The following is an 18729-nucleotide window of genomic DNA, read 5'->3' as shown; positions in this document are numbered from 1 at the left end:
GCAATCCGTTTGCTCTTGACTCCCGATTGGGAGGTTCCACAGACGAAGTCTCGTGGATGGGCACTCAACAAAAACAAAAAGTCCACAGACACAATAAAAATAAGAGCAACGACTTTGGGGGAGCTTCGGCTCCCCCAGTAGCTTCTGAAGGTTTTTTCCCCGGTACACCCAACCCCCCAGATTTGAAATGCGATTCCTGTAGGAGCGAGCTTGCTCGCGATGGCGGTATGCCTGGGCAATAAATTATCGTCTGATCTCAAGCTATCGCGAGCAAGCTCGCTCCTACAGAGGCTCACCAAACTCTGCTGGGTTTAACACCATCGCGCAGCTTCCTACACCATCCCTCGACTAAATGCTAGAATCCCCGCCCATCATGCGGTCATTCTTCGTTTTTGGCCGAATATTCCTTCAAACAGTGCATCCCATGCTGAAGAAGCTGTTCCAGTCATTCCGTACCCCACTGCGCAAGCCGCAGCAACATATCCGCAGCACGCCTGAAGTGCTCAACAGCAGCCAGCACTCGCTGCAACGCAGCCAGTTCAGCCGTTATGCGGTGAACATCGTCGAGCGCCTGCAAAATGCCGGCTATCAGGCCTATCTGGTCGGCGGCTGTGTCCGCGACCTGATGCTCAACATCGAGCCCAAGGATTTCGACGTCGCCACCAGCGCCACGCCGGAGCAGGTTCGTAACGAATTCCGCAACGCGCGGATCATCGGCCGTCGCTTCAAGCTGGTTCACATCCACTTCGGTCGTGAAATCATCGAAGTCGCCACCTTCCGCGCCAATCATCCAGTGGATGATGAAGACGAAGACAGCAATCAGTCTTCGCGTAACGAAAGCGGTCGGATCCTGCGCGACAACGTCTACGGCACCCTTGAAGATGACGCCCAGCGTCGTGACTTCACGATCAACGCCCTCTATTACGATCCGGTGAGCGAACGCATTCTCGATTACGCCAACGGTGTACACGATATTCGCAATCGCCTGATCCGTCTGATCGGTGATCCTGAGCAGCGTTACAAAGAAGACCCGGTGCGCATGCTGCGGGCCGTGCGTTTCGCCGCCAAGCTGGACTTCGGCATCGAGAGGCACAGCGCCACGCCGATTCGCCCGCTGGCACCGATGCTGCGGGATATTCCGTCAGCACGCCTGTTCGAAGAAGTGCTCAAGCTGTTCCTCTCTGGTTATGCGGCGCCGACCTTCGAGATGCTTGTCGATCTGGAGTTGTTCGATCCACTGTTCCCCGCGAGCTCCAAGGCGCTTGAATACAACCCGACTTACACCCATACGCTGATCAGCGAAGCGCTGACCAACACAGACCTGCGCATCAAGCAGAACAAGCCGGTCACGCCTGCCTTCCTGTTCGCTGCCCTGCTCTGGCCTGCGTTACCGGCCAAAGCCCTGCGCCTGCAGGAACGTGGCATGCCGCCGATTGCTGCCATGCAGGAAGCCGCCCACGAGCTGATCGTCGAGCAGTGCCAGCGCATCGCCATCCCGAAACGTTTCACCATGCCGATCCGCGAGATCTGGGACATGCAGGAACGTCTGCCGCGCCGCTCCGGCAAGCGCGCAGATATGCTGTTGGACAACCCACGCTTCAGAGCTGGATATGACTTCCTGCTGCTACGCGAAAGCGCTGGCGAAGAAACCGATGGCCTGGGCGAATGGTGGACTGATTACCAGGATGCCAATGACAGCGAACGTCGTGGCATGATCACCGATCTGGGCAGCAAGCCTGACGGCGCACCGCGCAAACGACGCCGCAGCAGCGGTACCAAGCGTAAACGTGCGGGTGGCGAAGCGCCTGCTGCCTCTGGCGAATGAAGCCAGTGGAACGCATCTATATAGGCATGGGCAGCAATCTGGCTGACCCGGCCGAGCAGTTGCGCAATGCCATTCGTGGCTTGGCGCAGTTGCCGCAGACTCAATGGGTCGGCGTTTCTTCCTTCTATATCAGCGATTCACTGTTGCCGGGTCAGCCGCGTTACACCAACGCTGTCGCCGCCGTCGACACCGCCCTGCTACCCCTGCAAATGCTGGATGCGTTGCAAGCCCTTGAGCTGGACCAGGGCCGGGAACGCCACGAACGCTGGGGCCCTCGCACACTCGATCTGGACATCCTGGTGTTTGGCGATCGCTTGATTGATGAACCTCGTCTCAAGGTGCCGCATTACCACATGCAGGCCCGGGCATTCGTGCTGTATCCGCTGGCCGAACTCGCCCCCGAACTGCACCTCGCTGACGGCCGCTCCCTGACCGAAATGCTGGCTCAATGCCCTTTCGAGGGTCTCGAACGTCAGGGCCCCGCTGCCTGACCTGGCACGGCCCCCTGTAACCGCAACGGCATGGGGGTAACACGCGCAATTGACTTCATGCCCCCTCCTCACGAAGATAGGCGTCCCGCCAGCCGTTAGCTGGCAAATGGGCGCCGGGCAGGCTGTTTTGAAACACCGCAAACGACGGTGTACCTGCTTCTCCAGGATGAAACTCACGCGTTGCTCGCCGTAGTGTTCACAGCGCCTGACAGAGGACTTTTCCATGCCAGATATCACCGTAACCTCGTTGCAGGCTCTCAAGCAGAATGGTGAAAAAATCGCCATGCTGACCTGCTACGACGCAACTTTTGCTCATGCTGCCAGCCAGGCTGGCGTCGAAGTGCTGCTGGTTGGCGACTCGCTAGGCATGGTCCTGCAAGGTCACGACAGCACATTGCCCGTGACCACTGCCGAAATGGCCTATCACGTGGCATGCGTCAAACGTGGCAATCAGGGTGCGCTGATCATGGCCGACCTGCCGTTCATGGCCTACGCCACGCTCGAGCAGACCTTCGCCAACAGCGCAGCCTTGATGCAGGCCGGTGCACACATGCTCAAAATCGAAGGCGCAGCGTGGCTCGCTGATTCCGTGCGCTTGCTGGCCGAGCGCGGCATCCCGGTGTGCGCGCACATGGGCCTCACGCCGCAAGCTGTGAACGTGCTGGGCGGTTACAAGGTTCAGGGTCGTCTGGAAACCCAGGCTCGGCAAATGCGCGCCGACGCCATCAGCCTTGAACAGGCCGGTGCGGCAATGATTTTGCTGGAATGCGTGCCTAGCGAGCTGGCTGAAGAAATCAGCCACGCGGTGAAGATCCCGGTTATCGGCATCGGCGCAGGCAGCTCCACTGACGGTCAGGTGCTGGTCCTCCACGACATGCTCGGCCTGGCGATCACCGGCCGGGTGCCCAAGTTCGTGAAGAACTTCATGGTCGGCCAACCCGATATTCAATCCGCCCTGCAAGCCTACGTTGCAGCGGTAAAAGACGTCAGCTTCCCGGCCCCCGAACACGGATTCTCGGCATGAACACAGTAAAAACCGTGCGCGAGCTTCGCGCAGCAGTCGCACGTGCCCGCAGTGAAGGCAAACGCATCGGCCTGGTTCCGACCATGGGCAATCTGCACAGCGGCCACGCCGCACTCGTTACCAAGGCCGCACAACGGGCCGATTTCGTGGTGGCGACGATCTTCGTCAATCCGATGCAGTTCGGCCCTAACGAGGATCTTGCGACCTACCCGCGCACGTTGGCCGCCGATCAGGAACGTCTCCTCGAAGCCGGCTGCCACCTGTTGTTCACGCCAAACGTCGAAGAGATGTATCCCCACGGCATGGCCGACCAGACCACGGTCAGTGTCCCGGTGATTTCCGAAGGGCTGTGCGGCGCCAGTCGTCCCGGCCACTTCGATGGCGTGTCGACGGTGGTCAGCAAGCTGTTCAACATGGTCCAGCCCGACCTGGCCGTATTCGGCGAAAAAGACTTCCAGCAGTTGGCTGTCATCCGCGCCTTGGTTCGCGACCTGAACATGCCCATCCAGATCATTGGCGAGCCTACGGTCCGCACCGAAGACGGTCTGGCACTGTCGTCACGCAACGGTTATCTCAGCGCCGAACAACGGGCGATTGCTCCCGAGTTGTATCGGGTCATTCAAAATATCGGGCGCGCGATAGACAGCGGCGACAAAAACTTCAGCCAGTTGCTGGAAGCGGGCAAGGCCGAGCTGCAAGCCCTTGGCCTGCGGCCGGATTATCTGGAAGTGCGCGAAGCCACCAGCCTGCGCCCCGCGAACGCGCAGGACGACGATCTGGTAATTCTCGCCGCAGTCTTCCTCGGCAAGACCCGCCTGATCGACAACCTGCATTTGAATCGCGATCATCATTAAAACGACAGGAAAAACACGGAACCTGTGGGACCGGATTTATCCGGGAAGAGGCCGGGACATGCACAACATATCTGGCGCCTGAAATGCCGCCTTCCCGGATAAATCCGGTCCCACGGGGCAATGTGTTGTCGCGAGATGGATCGATTGATGAATATTTGTAGGAGCTGCCGAAGGCTGCTAAGACAACATTTCAGACATACCTGTTTCGCAGCCTTCGGCCGCTCCTACGGCCAGCTTCTACAATGAGCAGGTTGGAACTAAAGCCGACCCCGCAATGCCCTATCGATACCGATTACGTTTAAAGCCCGGACAGCAGTGTGTGAAATAGTACCGAGCCCAGGTAAAGCCAGGCGCAGACACAGCCGCACATTATGTTTAGTCTTGGTGTCACGAAAGTCTGCATATCCTCGCTTTTAGTGTTCAAGCCAGTTCCAAGTACAAGGAAACCCGCAGCGATGGCGTACTACCGCACCCCTTCAGATGCAACAGCCCTGCCCGCATGGCAGGCACTGAACCAACACCGCGAAGCCATGCAGAATTTCAGCATGCGTGAAGCCTTCAATGCTGACCCGCAGCGTTTCAGCCAATTCACGTTGAGCAGCTGTGGACTGTTTCTCGATTATTCGAAGAACCTGATCAGCACCGAGACCCGCGACCTGCTGGTCAAGCTGGCCAATGAAGTCGGCCTTAAAGAAGCTATCAAGGCGCAGTACGACGGCGAGCTGGTCAACTCCTCTGAGGGTCGTCCCGCCCTGCACACGGCCTTGCGCCGTCCGGTGGGCGACAAGCTGCTGGTCAATGGCGTCAATGTGATGCCTGAAGTCCACAAGGTGCTGAACCAGATTACCGATCTGGTGGGCCGCATTCATGACGGCCTGTGGCGCGGCTACACCGAGAAGCCGATTACCGACGTGGTCAATATCGGCATCGGTGGCTCTTTCCTGGGGCCTGAGCTGGTGTCCGAAGCGCTATTGTCCTACGCGCAAAAAGGCGTGCGTTGCCACTATCTGGCGAACATCGACGGCAGCGAGTTTCATGAGCTGACTATGAAGCTACGCGCCGAGACCACGCTGTTCATCGTCTCGTCGAAGACCTTTACCACCCTGGAAACCCTCAAGAACGCGACAGCAGCGCGTGCCTGGTATCTGGCACAAGGCGGTTCCGAGGCTGAGCTGTATCGTCACTTCATTGCAGTGTCGAGCAACAATGCCGCTGCAGTGGCGTTCGGCATCCGTGAAGAGAACATCTTCCCTATGTGGGACTGGGTCGGCGGTCGTTACTCGCTGTGGTCGGCTATCGGCCTGCCCATCGCACTGGCCATCGGCATGTCCAACTTCAAGGAACTGCTGTCCGGCGCGTATTCGATGGATCAACATTTCCTGACCGCTCCGTTCGAACAGAACATGCCAGTACTGCTGGGCTTGCTGGGCGTGTGGTATGGCAATTTCTGGGGTGCGCAAAGTCACGCGATCCTGCCTTACGACCACTATCTGCGAAACATCACCAAGCATTTGCAGCAACTGGACATGGAATCCAACGGCAAAAGCGTTCGCCAGGACGGTTCCCCGGTGACCACTGACACCGGTCCGGTCATCTGGGGCGGCGTCGGTGCCAACGGCCAGCACGCCTATCACCAGCTGCTGCATCAAGGCACGCAGTTCATCCCGGCTGACTTCATCGTGCCAATTGTCAGCTTCAACCCGGTCTCCGACCACCATCAGTGGCTGTACGCCAACTGTTTGTCGCAGAGCCAGGCATTGATGAGCGGCAAAACCCGCGCCGAAGCCGAAGCCGAACTGCGCGACAAGGGGTTGTCCGAGGAAGAGGTGCAGAAACTTGCGCCGCATAAGGTCATCCCTGGCAACCGCCCAAGCAACACCTTGGTGGTCGAGCGCATCAGCCCACGTCGCCTTGGCGCACTGGTGGCGATGTACGAGCACAAGGTTTTCGTGCAGAGCGTGATCTGGGGCATCAACGCTTTCGATCAGTGGGGCGTGGAGCTGGGCAAGGAAATGGGTAAAGCCGTTTACCAGCGCCTGACCGGCGGCACCGATGAGCCAGCAGATGATGCATCCACCCAAGGCCTGATCAACTACTTCCGCGGCCGTCACCGCGGCTGATCGAGCCACGCAACACCCCCTGTGGGAGCGGTGCTTGGTCTGGGCCGCACTCGGACGATAAGGTTGAACGCGATCTAAAGTGAATTGCGTCCAGCCTTATCGTCCGAGTGCGACCCAGACCAAGCACCGCTCCCACAGGAGTCCTCATCTCCCCAATTGAACCCACCCTCCCCCACAAGCTCCTATTCTTTAAGGTCTCCAACAAGAATAAGGAACGATCATGTTCGACATCAGCAAATACCCAAAAGCCGAGGCGGTGCGCCAGGCCGCGCATCTCAGTGACGCCGACTATCAACGCATGTACAAGCAATCGGTCGAAAGCCCGGAACAGTTCTGGGCTGAGCAGGCCGATTCGTTTCTCGACTGGTCCGCACCGTGGAGCTCCGTTACACAAGCCGACATGAAGACCGGCGACGCGCAATGGTTCAAAGACGGCCAACTGAATGTCAGTTACAACTGCATTGATCGCCATCTCAAAGATCGCGGCGAGCAGATTGCGATTATCTGGGAGGGTGACAATCCTTCCGAATCAGCTGAAATCACCTACAAAAAACTCCATCACAACGTCGCCCGACTGGCCAATGTGCTCAAGTGCCGCGGCGTGAAGAAAGGTGATCGGGTGTGCATCTACATGCCGATGATCCCCGAAGCCGCTTACGCCATGCTCGCCTGTGCGCGGATTGGTGCTGTGCATTCGGTGGTGTTCGGCGGGTTTTCGCCGGAAGCCCTGCGCGACAGAATTCTCGATGCTGATTGCAGAACCGTGATCACGGCCGATGAAGGCGTTCGCGGCGGCAAATATGTGCCCTTGAAGAAGAACGTCGACAAGGCACTGCAAAGCTGTCCGGAGGTCAGCACGGTGATCGTCGTGCAGCGCACTGAGGGCGACATTGAGTGGGTCACCGGCCGGGACATCTGGTATCACGAAAGCCTGCACGCGGCCAGCAACGACTGCCCACCCGAGCCGATGGACGCTGAAGATCCGCTGTTCATCCTCTACACCTCGGGCAGTACCGGCAAACCCAAAGGCGTTCTGCACACCACGGGGGGCTATTTGCTCCAGGCCGCCATGACCTTCAAGTACGTTTTCGATTATCACGACCACGAGATTTTCTGGTGCACAGCCGATGTCGGGTGGGTAACGGGCCATAGCTACATCGTGTATGGCCCGCTCGCCAACGGCGCAACGACCCTGATGTTCGAGGGCGTACCCAACTATCCGGATGCATCACGCTTCTGGCAGGTCATCGACAAGCATCAGGTCAATATTTTCTACACCGCGCCCACCGCGTTGCGCGCCCTGATGCGTGAAGGACCTAAACCATTACAGACCACATCGCGGGAAAGCTTGCGATTACTCGGCAGCGTCGGTGAGCCGATTAACCCCGAAGCGTGGGAGTGGTATTTCCATCAGGTAGGAAAAGAGCGCTGCCCGATTATTGACACCTGGTGGCAGACCGAGACCGGCGGAATCATGATGACTCCTCTAATCAGCACCTACCCGATCAAACCGGGCTGTGCGACGCAGCCCATGTTCGGCGTGCAGCCAGCTTTGCTGGATGAAAAGGGTAAGGAGATTCAAGGTCCCGGCAGTGGTTTGCTGGTCATCAAGGCCAGTTGGCCGGGGCAGATTCGTAGCGTGTACGGTGACAAGCAACGCATGGTCGATACCTATTTCAAACCCTGTCCCGGCTATTACTTCACCGGTGATGGTGCGCGACGTGACGCTGAAGGGGCCTACTGGATCACCGGGCGTATTGACGACGTGATCAATGTGTCTGGCCACCGTATCGGAACGGCCGAAGTGGAAAGCGCTCTGGTGCTGCACGACAGCATCGCCGAAGCGGCGGTGGTGGGTTACCCACACGATATCAAAGGCATGGCGATCTACGCTTTCGTCACGCCCATGGGGGGTGTCGAGCCCGACGACGAGCTGAAAAAACTATTACTGGCCCATGTCAGCTCGGAAATCGGCAGCTTTGCCAAACCGGAGCTGATTCAATGGGCGCCAGCGCTGCCTAAAACACGCTCAGGGAAGATCATGCGGCGTATTTTGCGCAAGATTGCCTGCAATGAGCTCGATAGCCTGGGCGACACCTCAACCCTGGCGGATCCCAGCGTTGTTGAAGGCCTGATCGACAAACGCTTGAATCGTTGAGCGAAGCGGGGCATGGTTCGGTCGCCCTTTGTTGGAGCGAGCGGGCGGCGATCCGACTTGCCCGCGAACCCTACACCTCGTTGATGCAGGTACACCGCGTCATCGTTCTTCGCGGGCAAGTCGGATCGCCGCCCGCTCGCTCCAACAGCCGTCCCCGCCAGCTGTGCAGTACCTGGAAGAGCCCACATGGAATTCATCCGCAGTCGTATCGAAACCCAGGTCATGAGCCTGACCGGCCTGTCGCTCGGCCAACTCGATCTGGAAAATCCCAAGGGCGATCCTGGTCTGTTCGGGCCGGATGCCATCTGCTGGCAGGTGCATGGCGACTTTCCCAGCATGCTCATCGGTGGCATCAGCGCGTTAATGCTCCAGGCCTTGCATCCATTGGCACTGGCCGGAGTCTGGGATCATTCCAACTTTCGTCAGGACATGCTCGGTCGTTTGCGGCGCACCGGCCAGTTCATTTCCGGCACCACCTTCGGCTCCACCAAAGACGCCAACTGGCTGATCGACAAGGTTCGTACCATTCACCTTCAGGTAACCGGTACGGCGGTGGATGGCCGACCTTATGCAGCAAGCGATCCAGATCTGCTGACCTGGGTGCACGTAGCAGAGGTCAGCAACTTCCTGGCAGCACATTTGCGCTACCTGAACCCGGCACTTTCCCGCACAGATCAGGACAAGTACTACGAGGAGACGGCACTAATTGCCGAGCGACTGGGTGCGCGCAACGTGCCCCGCTCGTGCGCGGAAATCGCGGCGTATCTTGAAAATATCCGGCCGCAATTACTCTGCGATCAACGCAGCCGGGAAGTATTGCGAATTCTGCTGGACGCCCCCGCCCCCAGCTTATTGGCCAAACCCATGGGGGCGTTGATGATGCAGGCGGGCATCGATTTGTTACCGCTGTGGGCCTGCGAGATGCTCGCGCTGCAGCAAACACCTATGCACCGCAAAATGATCCGGGCAGGCGTCAAACGTACTGCACCGGTGCTGCGCTGGGCAGTTCGCGACTCCTCGATTCATCGCGCCCGGCGCAGAATGGAGCTTTAGTGACAGCCCAGTTGGCAAACCAGTACTGATCAGTTCTCGGTTGGAAGCCGGCCTTCTTTCTGTGCCAACATATGCTTTCTTCATCACAGCGCCAGATGACCAGTAATCATCGGACGTCAAATCCAATAATAGTGAGGATCCGCGCCATGCAAGACGTCGTTATCGTTGCCGCCACTCGTACCGCTGTCGGAAGTTTCCAGGGTTCACTGGCGAATGTATCCGCAGTCGATCTGGGGGCAGCGGTTATCCGCCAGTTGCTGGAGCAGACGGGGCTGGATGGTGCGCAGGTCGATGAAGTCATCATGGGCCAGGTGCTGACCGCCGGGGCCGGGCAAAATCCCGCTCGCCAGTCGGCAATCAAGGCTGGCCTGCCGTTCGCAGTCCCGGCCATGACCCTGAACAAAGTATGCGGCTCCGGCCTCAAGGCGCTGCACTTGGCCACTCAGGCAATCCGCTGCGGCGATGCCGAGATCATCATCGCTGGTGGTCAGGAAAACATGAGCCTGTCCAATTACGTCATGCCCGGTGCCCGCACTGGTCTGCGTATGGGCCACAGCACACTCGTGGACACGATGATCAGCGATGGCCTGTGGGATGCATTCAATGACTATCACATGGGCATCACCGCAGAAAACCTCGCCGACAAATATGAAATCAGCCGCGAAGCGCAGGACGCATTCGCAGCAGCCTCCCAGCAGAAAGCCGTGGCAGCCATCGAAAGCGGACGGTTCGTTAATGAGATCACGCCGATTCTGATCCCCCAGCGCAAAGGCGACCCGATTGCCTTCGCCGTCGATGAGCAACCTCGCGCCGGCACCACTGCCGAAACCCTGGGCAAACTCAAACCGGCCTTCAAGAAGGATGGCTCGGTGACTGCGGGCAATGCATCGTCACTCAATGATGGCGCAGCTGCCGTGATCCTGATGAGCGCGGCGAAGGCCGAAGCGCTGGGTCTGCCAGTGCTGGCACGCATTGCAGCCTACGCCAATGCGGGGGTCGATCCGGCTATCATGGGCATCGGCCCGGTGAGCGCGACCCGTCGCTGCCTCGAAAAAGCGGGCTGGTCCATTGACCAACTGGACCTGATCGAAGCCAACGAAGCGTTCGCCGCGCAGTCGCTTTCGGTCGGCAAGGATCTGGGCTGGGACATGGCCAAGGTCAACGTCAACGGCGGCGCCATCGCCTTGGGCCACCCTATCGGCGCTTCAGGTTGCCGCGTGCTGGTGACCTTGCTGCATGAAATGATCAAACGCGATGCCAAAAAAGGTCTGGCGACCTTGTGCATTGGTGGTGGTCAGGGTGTGGCGCTGGCGTTGGCGCGATAGCGCGTTAGCAACGGATCGGATGATGTCTATTGTGTGAGCAAGCTTGCTTGCGAAGAGGGCGGTACATTCTTCAATGTTTGCGGGGCAGACATAAAGCCTTCGCGAGCAAGGTGGAGCGCTACCCCGGTCGCTCCCACAGGTCTGTAACTTATCCGTAGGAGCGCGCTTGCCCGCGATGGCGTCAGGTCAGGCAACAGATATTTCGCTGACACACCGCATCGCGGGCAAGCGCGCTCCTACAGCTCCCAGCATGACATCACGATAGCTCGGCCCTTACCTGATAAACTGCCGCGCCCACTCCAGCCCAAGGCGCTTTGCATGTCAACCTTGATTCAGGCGCTCAGCGTCGCCCTCGATAACCGCCAATCCCTGCTCGCTGAGCTGCATCGGCAAGGCACTGACTGTTATCGGCTGTTCCATGGCAGCCAGGAAGGCGCCAGCGGGCTGACGATCGACCGCTATGGTCCGCAATTACTGGTGCAGAGCTTCCACACACACCTGGAGCCTGATGCCCTGCTTGAATTGCACGCAGCGGTGAACGCGCGTCTGGGCCTGGACTTGCTGCTGGTTTACAACGACCGCTCCCAGGGCAATTCGCGTATCGATCGCGACGACACCGTCTATAAAGCTGAACCTGCAGCCCTGGAAGACCTGATCGGCCACGAATGGGGACTCAACTATCGGGTTCGCGGCCGGCATGCCGGGCAGGATCCCTTGCTGTTTCTCGACCTGCGCAATACACGAGGATGGGTCAAACAGCACAGCCAAGGCAAAAGCGTACTTAATCTGTTCGCCTATACCTGCGGCGTCGGCCTCAGTGCGGCAGCGGGCGGCGCCAGTGAAGTCTGCAATCTGGACTTTGCCGAAGGCAATCTGGCAGTGGGCCGTGAAAACGGCGCGCTCAATCCACAACTGCCCGGCATGTCGTTCATTCAGTCCGATTACTTTCCGGCAATCCGGCAACTGGCTGGCCTGCCCATCGCTCAGCGTCGCGGCCATAAACTTCCAGACTACGTGAAGCTCGAGCAGCGCCAGTACGATCTGGTCTTGCTTGATCCGCCGGCGTGGGCCAAGAGTGCTTTCGGCACGGTAGACCTGCTGCGCGATTATCAAAGCCTGCTCAAACCGGCACTGTTGACCACCGCCGACAACGGTGTGCTGATCTGCTGCAACAACCTGGCGAAAGTGAGCATGGACGACTGGCGCGAACAGGTTCTGCGCTGCGCAACCAAAACCGGTCGACCGGTTCGCGACTGGCAGATCATGCCTCCGGCCGAGGACTTCCCGTCCATGGACAATCAGCCGCCTCTCAAAACACTGATCCTCCAGCTCTAGGACTTACAGCACGCGTCGATATTTCCTACGAAGCTAGAAGGCATCACCTCAGGAACCAGATGGCCGTGCCATACTCCAAGGAGCTCCGACAAAGCCCGACCCAGAAAAGAGACGATGCCCCACATGTCCAAAGGTTTGATACGCGCTGCTGTTACCTTGCTGATCGTCTTCGGACTCTATAGCGTACTGGGCTTCCTGATTCTGCCCGGCGTCGGGTTACGCATTGCCAACCAGCAACTGGCCAACTATGCGACGGTCCCGGCAAAGCTGGAGCGGATCGAATTCAATCCCTACAGCCTGGAACTGACGCTCTGGGGCCTGAACATCGGCACTCCGGGCAAAGAGCAGGTCGGCTTCGAGAAACTCTACGCCAACCTGCAGATCGACAGCCTCTGGACTCGTGCCCTGCACTTGCAGGCTGTCGAACTGATAAAGCCCAAGACCGAGCTGCTGTTCGGCAAAGACGGCACACTGAACCTGACGCAGCTTTTCAAGCTCCCGCCCAGCGAGCCCGCTGCCAAGGACGAGCCAGCCAGCAAACCCTTCCCGCTGCGTATCGGCGAAATCAGACTGGCTGACGGCAACGTCCACTTCCAGGACTTGCGCCCCAGTGAGCCAATTGAATTTCTGTACGACAAACTGAATTTCGAGCTGAAAAACCTCAGCACCCTGCCCGAAGACAATGCCGACATGACGTTGGTGGCCGCAGGTCCCAACGGCGGGAAAATCGACTGGGTCGGGCGCATCAGCCTGATTCCGATCACGTCGGAAGGCACGCTCAAGGTTACCGACAGCAACATGAAAGTCTGGTGGCCCTATGTGCGCGACGCTCTGCCCCTGGCTTTGCAAGACGGCGTCCTGAATTTCAGCACTGCCTACTCGCTCAATCTGTCCAAAGAAACCGAATTCAAACTGACCAACACGGCCCTGAGCATCGCCCCGTTTGCTATCAACGCCCCTGATGGTCGGCCACTCGCCCGGCTGCAACGCCTGGATGTGACAGAGACGTCTGTGGATCTGGCCAAGCAATTGATCACCATCGGCAAGGTTCGCAGCAACAAGCTGGAAACCTGGGCTGCACGGGAGGCTGACGGACAGTTGGACTGGCAGAAGCTGTTTGCCGGTCAGCCGACCAAGCCAGCAGCCCCCTCAAAGCCTGCTGTGGACGAAAAAGCCCCGCAGACGCCTGGCGATGTGCAAGCCGCCAACAAGCCGACACCTGCTTCCAAACCCTGGCAAGTGATCGTCAAGGACGTGCAGCTTCGGGATTACCAGATCCACCTGGCCGACCGCGCCCAGAAAGAGCCCGTCGAACTGGACGTGGGCCCGCTGAATCTGGATATGCAGAACTTCGACAGTCTCAATAAGTCGCCGTTTTCGCTGAAGCTGGATACCGGCTTCGGCAAGCAAGGCAAGCTCACCGCAGCTGGCGAGGTCAACCTCAGCCCGGTTAGTGCCAAATTGCAGGTCACCACCAAAGACATCGACCTGCGGGTGGCACAGGCCTATATCAGCCCGTTCATCCGCCTTGAACTACGCAGCGGCATGTTCGGCAGCGATCTTGCCGTGAACCTGAAAAATACCGAGCCTTTGGCCTTCAACGTCAACGGCAAAGCCCAGGTCGAGCAACTGCACACACTGGATACGCTGAAGCAGCGGGACTTCCTCAAGTGGCAGAAGCTGACCCTCGAAGGCCTGAATTATGAGCACGGCGACGCGCTGACCATCAACAAGGTCAACCTCGACCAGCCTTACGCGCGGTTCATGATCAATCCTGATCGCACCACCAACGTGGATGATTTGCTGATCCCGCAACCGGCCGACAAGAGCCCTGCGGTCAAAACCGAGCAGACAGCAAGCAACGCCAAACCGCTGGGCATTCGCGTCGGCGAGGTGAACATAAATGACGGATCGGCCAACTTCGCCGACTTCAGCCTGACGCCTAACTTCGCCACGGCTATCCAGCAACTCAATGGCCGCATCGGCACCTTGGATAATCGTCAGTCGAAACCCGCCACTGTGAATATCGACGGCAAGGTTGATCGCTACGCGCCGGTAACTATCAAGGGCAGCCTGAACCCCTTCGACCCAATGGCTGCGCTGGATATCGCCACCAGCTTCAAGCGAGTCGAACTGACTACCTTGACACCCTATTCCGGCAAGTTCGCCGGTTACCGGATCCGCAAAGGCCGCCTAAATCTGGATCTGCATTACCTGATTACCAAAGGCCAGCTCAAAGCGGAGAACAAAGTCGTGGTCGAGCAGCTTCAACTGGGTGAGAAGGTTGATAGCCCTGATGCTGTGGATCTACCGCTTAAACTGGCCATCGCGTTGCTCAAAGACAGCGACGGTAAAATCTCGATTGAGTTGCCGGTCTCCGGAGATTTGAACAATCCGCAGTTCAGCGTCATGCCCATCGTCTGGCAGACCCTGCGCAACCTCGTAGTCCGCGCTGCGACGGCGCCCTTCAAGTTCATTGGCGGGCTGGTAAGCGGTGGAGGCTCTGAGGACCTCAGCAGCGTGAAGTTTGCACCTGGTACAAGCACGTTGAGTGAAGAGACTCAGAAAGCTCTGGACACCCTCTCGGCTGCGCTTAAAGAACGCCCTGCTCTGCGCCTGGAGATTGAAGGCACCAGTGCGGCCAGCAGCGACGGTCCGCTGATCGCCCGGGAACGATTGGAACGTGAATATCAATACAACTACTACAAAATCCTCCAGCGTCGTGGGGACAAGGTTCCAGCCCGTGCGGCACTGGTTGAAGTGCCGGACAGTGAAAAAGGCCCCATGCTGGAAGGTATCTACCGCGCCCGTCTGAAGAAGCAGCCACCGGCACAATGGACGGATCTGGGCAAGGAAGAGCGCTCCAACAAAATGCGCGACGAGATCCTGCAATTCTGGAGCGGCAACGAAGTGTTGCTACGCGAGCTTGGACAGGATCGAGCCAGCAGCATCAAGGATTACCTGGTCGACAAGGGCAAGCTTGAGGATGAGCGGGTCTACTTTGTCGATGCTCAGTTGGGCCAAGCCGAGAAAGACGGCAGTGTGATCAGCCCCATGCACCTTGATAGCGAGTAATGCCATGCGCATGCGTTTGATGTTGTGCCTGACACTGGCAACAATCTGTGGCACCTCCCAGGCCGCGACCCTGCGCTGCGGTAGCCAGTTGATCAGTGATGGCGACCGGGCGTTCGAAGTGCAGCAGAAGTGTGGCGTGCCTATCAGTCAGGAAGTGATTGGCTCCAAAGAGACCTTCAGCAGCAACTACCGCAGGTCCGAACAAGTGCGGGTGGAAGAATGGATCTACGGGCCTGACAACGGCATGTACCAGTACCTGAGGTTCGAAGGTGGTCGGCTGGTAAGGATCGATAGTAAGCGGGGCCGGTGAATACACTCCCGAACTGAGTGTTAAACCGTGGGAGCGAGCTTGCTCGCGAAGGCGGCATTCCTGCCAGATGAGACATTGCGGCTGCAACGGCCTCCTCGCGAGCAAGCTCGCTCCCACAGTTCAACAAACGCGGCGGATCAGTCAGGCCGCTCGCTCCCCCTTCGTCGCTTCGAGTTAAATAGAAAAAGCCCCGACGTTTCCGCCGGGGCTTTTAATGGCCACATCCCTGTGGCCTTCGCATGAACCTTCCGAGAATCAACTGTTCTCCGTCCTGGAATACAGCTAATCCCTTTCTCGTTCAGCGTTGAGTATCAGTTACTCAGCTTTCAGGCCAGCTGCCGAAACGTCTTTAACACCTTTGATTTTCTTGGTGATAGCAACGGCAGTGTTCTTCTGAGCTTCGGTCACTTTGACCATGGAGGACAGGGAAACCACGCCTTTGTTGGTTTCAACCTTGATGTCCGAACCTGGGATGCCTTTCTCGGTCAGCAGATCAGCTTTAACCTTGGTGGTGATCCAGGTATCAGAAGTGTCTTCTTTCACTTCTTGGGTAGTGGTGTTGGCAGCCAGTACCATTGGAGCCTGAGCAGAGGTCTGAGCGAAGGCAGCGTTGGCCATGGTCAGAGTCAGGGCAGTGGCGGTGGCAGCAGCAATAGCGAACTTCTTCATACGAGTAACTCCTGTTTTTCTCAGAATCTGCGCCAGCAAGTGGCAGCAGGGTTACTGGTATATATCGCAATCGGTGTGCCAGTTTATGGCGAGGATTAATATGTATATAAATCAATGGGTTATGGAATTTACCTATTTCACTAATCGTGCAGATTGCCCGTTTACCCCTCAAGTCGCGTGCAAGATGCATGCTTGGCTTTAATATTGGTAAGGTTTCGTAAGCTATTAATTATGTTCATAAAAAAAGGACCCCGAAGGATCCTTTTTTCATCGTTCAACTGATCTCAGCGATCAGACGCCCGACGCTTTTGCAGCAGCTACGTCTTTGATCGACAGCTTGATACGGCCGCGGTTGTCCACGTCCAGTACCAGCACTTCGACTTCCTGACCTTCTTTCAAGATGTCGGTCACTTTCTCGACCCGAGCGTCGCTCAGCATCGAGATGTGAACCAAACCGTCTTTGCCCGGCAGGATGTTCACGAATGCGCCGAAATCGACGATGCGCTCAACCTTGCCGACGTAGATCTTGCCGATCTCGGCTTCGGCGGTAATACCTAGAACGCGCTGACGTGCAGCTTCAGCCGCTTCTTTGGTTTCGCCGAAGATCTTGATCGAGCCGTCGTCTTCGATGTCGATCGAAGCCTTGGTCTCTTCACAGATAGCACGGATAGTCGCGCCGCCTTTACCGATAACATCACGGATTTTGTCGGTATCGATCTTCATCGCGATCATGGTCGGAGCATTTTCCGACAGCTCGGTACGCGATTGACCAATGATCTGATTCATCTGACCGAGGATGTTCAGGCGCGCTTCCAGGGCTTGGCCCAGAGCAACTTCCATGATTTCTTCGGTGATGCCTTTGATCTTGATGTCCATCTGCAGCGCGGTAACACCTTTGGCGGTACCGGCTACCTTGAAGTCCATGTCGCCCAGATGATCTTCATCGCCCAGGATGTCGGTCAGGATGGCGAACTTCTCGCCTTCTTTAACCAGACCCATGGCGATACCGGCAACAGGTGCCTTCATCGGTACACCAGCGTCCATCAGAGCCAGGGAAGCACCGCAGACCGAAGCCATGGAGCTCGAGCCGTTGGACTCGGTGATTTCCGACACGATACGGATGGTGTACGGGAACACATCGGCAGCAGGCAGCATGGCCTGAACGGAGCGACGAGCCAGACGCCCGTGACCGATTTCACGACGACCAGCGCCACCCATGCGACCACACTCGCCTACCGAGAACGGAGGGAAGTTGTAGTGCAGCATGAACGGGTCTTTTTTCTCGCCTTCCAGGGTGTCCAGCAGCTGTGCGTCACGGGCAGTACCCAGAGTCGCTACTACCAGTGCCTGAGTTTCACCACGGGTGAACAGTGCCGAACCGTGAGTCTTCGGCAGAACACCTACTTCGATGTTCAACGGACGAACTGTGCGGGTGTCACGGCCATCGATACGCGGCTTGCCGTTAACGATGTTCTCGCGCACGGTGCGGTATTCGATTTCGCCGAACGCAGCTTTGACTTCGCTGGAAGTCGGCTGGCCTTCTTCACCGGACAGCTTGGCAACGATCTGGTCTTTCAGCTCACCCAGGCGAGCATAACGGTCGGCCTTGACGGTGATGGTGTAAGCCTGGGAGATCGCGTCGCCGAATTCGGAACGGATAGTCGCCAGCAGTGCAGTGGCTTCCGGCTTGGCTTCCCAAGCCCATGTAGGCTTGGCGGCTTCAGCGGCCAGTTCCTTGATGGCGTTGATCACAACCTGGAACTCGTCGTGAGCGAACAGCACGGCGCCCAGCATTTGGTCTTCGGTCAGCTCTTTGGCTTCCGACTCAACCATCAGCACAGCTTCCGAAGTACCGGCAACAACCATGTCCAGGCTCGAAGCCTTGAGTTGCTCGTAGTTCGGGTTCAGCAGGTAGCCGGTGCTTTCGTGGAACGCAACGCGTGCAGCGCCGATCGGACCATCAAAAGGAATGCCGGAGATTGCCAGCGCAGCCGAAGTACCGATCATCGCAGCGACGTCCGGATCGGTTTTCTTGCTGGTGGACAGAACGGTGCAGACAACCTGCACTTCGTTCATGAAGCCTTCTGGGAACAGTGGACGGATCGGACGGTCGATCAGACGCGAAGTCAGGGTTTCTTTTTCGGAAGGACGGCCTTCACGCTTGAAGAAGCCACCAGGGATTTTACCTGCAGCGTAGGTTTTTTCCTGGTAGTGAACGGAAAGTGGGAAGAAGCCTTTGCTTGGGTCTGCTGTCTTGGCGCCGACCACAGTCACGAGAACGGTGACGTCGTCGTCAACGGTGACCAATACAGCACCCGAAGCTTGACGGGCAATGCGGCCAGTCTCGAGGGTTACGGTCGATTGACCGAATTGAAATTTCTTGATTACCGGGTTCACGGTTTCCTACCTTCTTTGTGGCTCTTGGGGAACTGGTTTCTTGCGAATTCTTGGGCAGTGCGGGGAATCGGCCCCACGACAGTCCAGATACAA

At 57.9% G+C, this 18729-nt stretch carries 13 protein-coding genes; 11 read left to right on the top strand and 2 right to left on the bottom strand.

What is annotated here, in order from left to right; translation table 11 throughout:
* Nucleotides 1-424: 424 nt before the first annotated feature.
* The 11 genes from IV01_RS23840 to IV01_RS23890 all read left to right on the top strand — a co-directional run bounded on the left by IV01_RS23840 (nucleotide 425) and on the right by IV01_RS23890 (nucleotide 15570).
* Nucleotides 425-1825 carry a polynucleotide adenylyltransferase PcnB gene (locus IV01_RS23840; RefSeq protein WP_032624982.1) on the top strand — a complete coding sequence of 467 codons (1401 nt, stop codon included), beginning with the start codon at nucleotides 425-427 and terminating at the stop codon, nucleotides 1823-1825.
* A 26-nt stretch (nucleotides 1826-1851) separates the two neighbouring features.
* Entirely contained in the window at nucleotides 1852-2316 is a 465-nt protein-coding gene (gene folK / locus IV01_RS23845) for a 2-amino-4-hydroxy-6-hydroxymethyldihydropteridine diphosphokinase (protein WP_418903502.1), read from the top strand.
* Nucleotides 2317-2539: 223 nt separating this feature from the next.
* Nucleotides 2540-3340 (top strand): 3-methyl-2-oxobutanoate hydroxymethyltransferase, encoded by an 801-nt coding sequence (panB, locus tag IV01_RS23850; protein ID WP_032624979.1) that lies wholly within the window; start codon nucleotides 2540-2542, stop codon nucleotides 3338-3340.
* Entirely contained in the window at nucleotides 3337-4194 is an 858-nt protein-coding gene (panC, locus tag IV01_RS23855) for a pantoate--beta-alanine ligase (protein WP_032624978.1), read from the top strand. The genes panB and panC overlap by 4 nt, the downstream gene beginning before the upstream one ends.
* A gap of 455 nt (nucleotides 4195-4649) precedes the next feature.
* Nucleotides 4650-6314 carry a glucose-6-phosphate isomerase gene (gene pgi / locus IV01_RS23860; protein WP_032624976.1) on the top strand — a complete coding sequence of 555 codons (1665 nt, stop codon included), beginning with the start codon at nucleotides 4650-4652 and terminating at the stop codon, nucleotides 6312-6314.
* A gap of 220 nt (nucleotides 6315-6534) precedes the next feature.
* On the top strand, nucleotides 6535-8472 hold the full coding sequence (acs, locus tag IV01_RS23865) for an acetate--CoA ligase (RefSeq protein ID WP_032624975.1): 1938 nt from the start codon (nucleotides 6535-6537) through the stop codon (nucleotides 8470-8472).
* Nucleotides 8473-8658: 186 nt separating this feature from the next.
* On the top strand, nucleotides 8659-9525 hold the full coding sequence (locus IV01_RS23870) for an oxygenase MpaB family protein (protein WP_032624974.1): 867 nt from the start codon (nucleotides 8659-8661) through the stop codon (nucleotides 9523-9525).
* A gap of 146 nt (nucleotides 9526-9671) precedes the next feature.
* Nucleotides 9672-10850, top strand: coding sequence for an acetyl-CoA C-acetyltransferase (locus tag IV01_RS23875; RefSeq protein ID WP_032624972.1), 1179 nt, complete (start codon nucleotides 9672-9674; stop codon nucleotides 10848-10850).
* 318 nt (nucleotides 10851-11168) lie between these two features.
* A complete protein-coding gene (locus IV01_RS23880; RefSeq protein ID WP_032624971.1) occupies nucleotides 11169-12185 on the top strand; it encodes a class I SAM-dependent rRNA methyltransferase in 1017 nt (338 codons plus the stop codon).
* Between the two features lie 123 nt (nucleotides 12186-12308).
* The gene (locus tag IV01_RS23885) at nucleotides 12309-15260 is read left to right on the top strand and encodes a DUF748 domain-containing protein (RefSeq protein ID WP_032624969.1); all 2952 of its coding nucleotides are present in this window, start codon (nucleotides 12309-12311) and stop codon (nucleotides 15258-15260) included.
* A 4-nt stretch (nucleotides 15261-15264) separates the two neighbouring features.
* Nucleotides 15265-15570, top strand: a complete 306-nt coding sequence (locus IV01_RS23890) for a DUF2845 domain-containing protein (protein ID WP_032624968.1) — start codon at nucleotides 15265-15267, stop codon at nucleotides 15568-15570.
* A gap of 315 nt (nucleotides 15571-15885) precedes the next feature.
* Here IV01_RS23890 and IV01_RS23895 read toward each other — a convergent pair whose 3' ends face one another.
* Both IV01_RS23895 and pnp read right to left on the bottom strand, forming a co-directional pair.
* Complete coding sequence (locus tag IV01_RS23895) at nucleotides 15886-16239, bottom strand: BON domain-containing protein (protein WP_002555119.1); 354 nt, start codon at nucleotides 16237-16239, stop codon at nucleotides 15886-15888.
* A 291-nt stretch (nucleotides 16240-16530) separates the two neighbouring features.
* Nucleotides 16531-18636 carry a polyribonucleotide nucleotidyltransferase gene (gene pnp, locus IV01_RS23900; RefSeq protein ID WP_032624967.1) on the bottom strand — a complete coding sequence of 702 codons (2106 nt, stop codon included), beginning with the start codon at nucleotides 18634-18636 and terminating at the stop codon, nucleotides 16531-16533.
* Nucleotides 18637-18729 lie beyond the last annotated feature (93 nt).

This window comes from Pseudomonas syringae, assembly GCF_000737245.1.
In the GTDB taxonomy this organism is placed as follows: Bacteria; Pseudomonadota; Gammaproteobacteria; order Pseudomonadales; family Pseudomonadaceae; genus Aquipseudomonas; species Aquipseudomonas syringae_J.
This window is presented reverse-complemented; position numbering and strand designations above follow the sequence as displayed.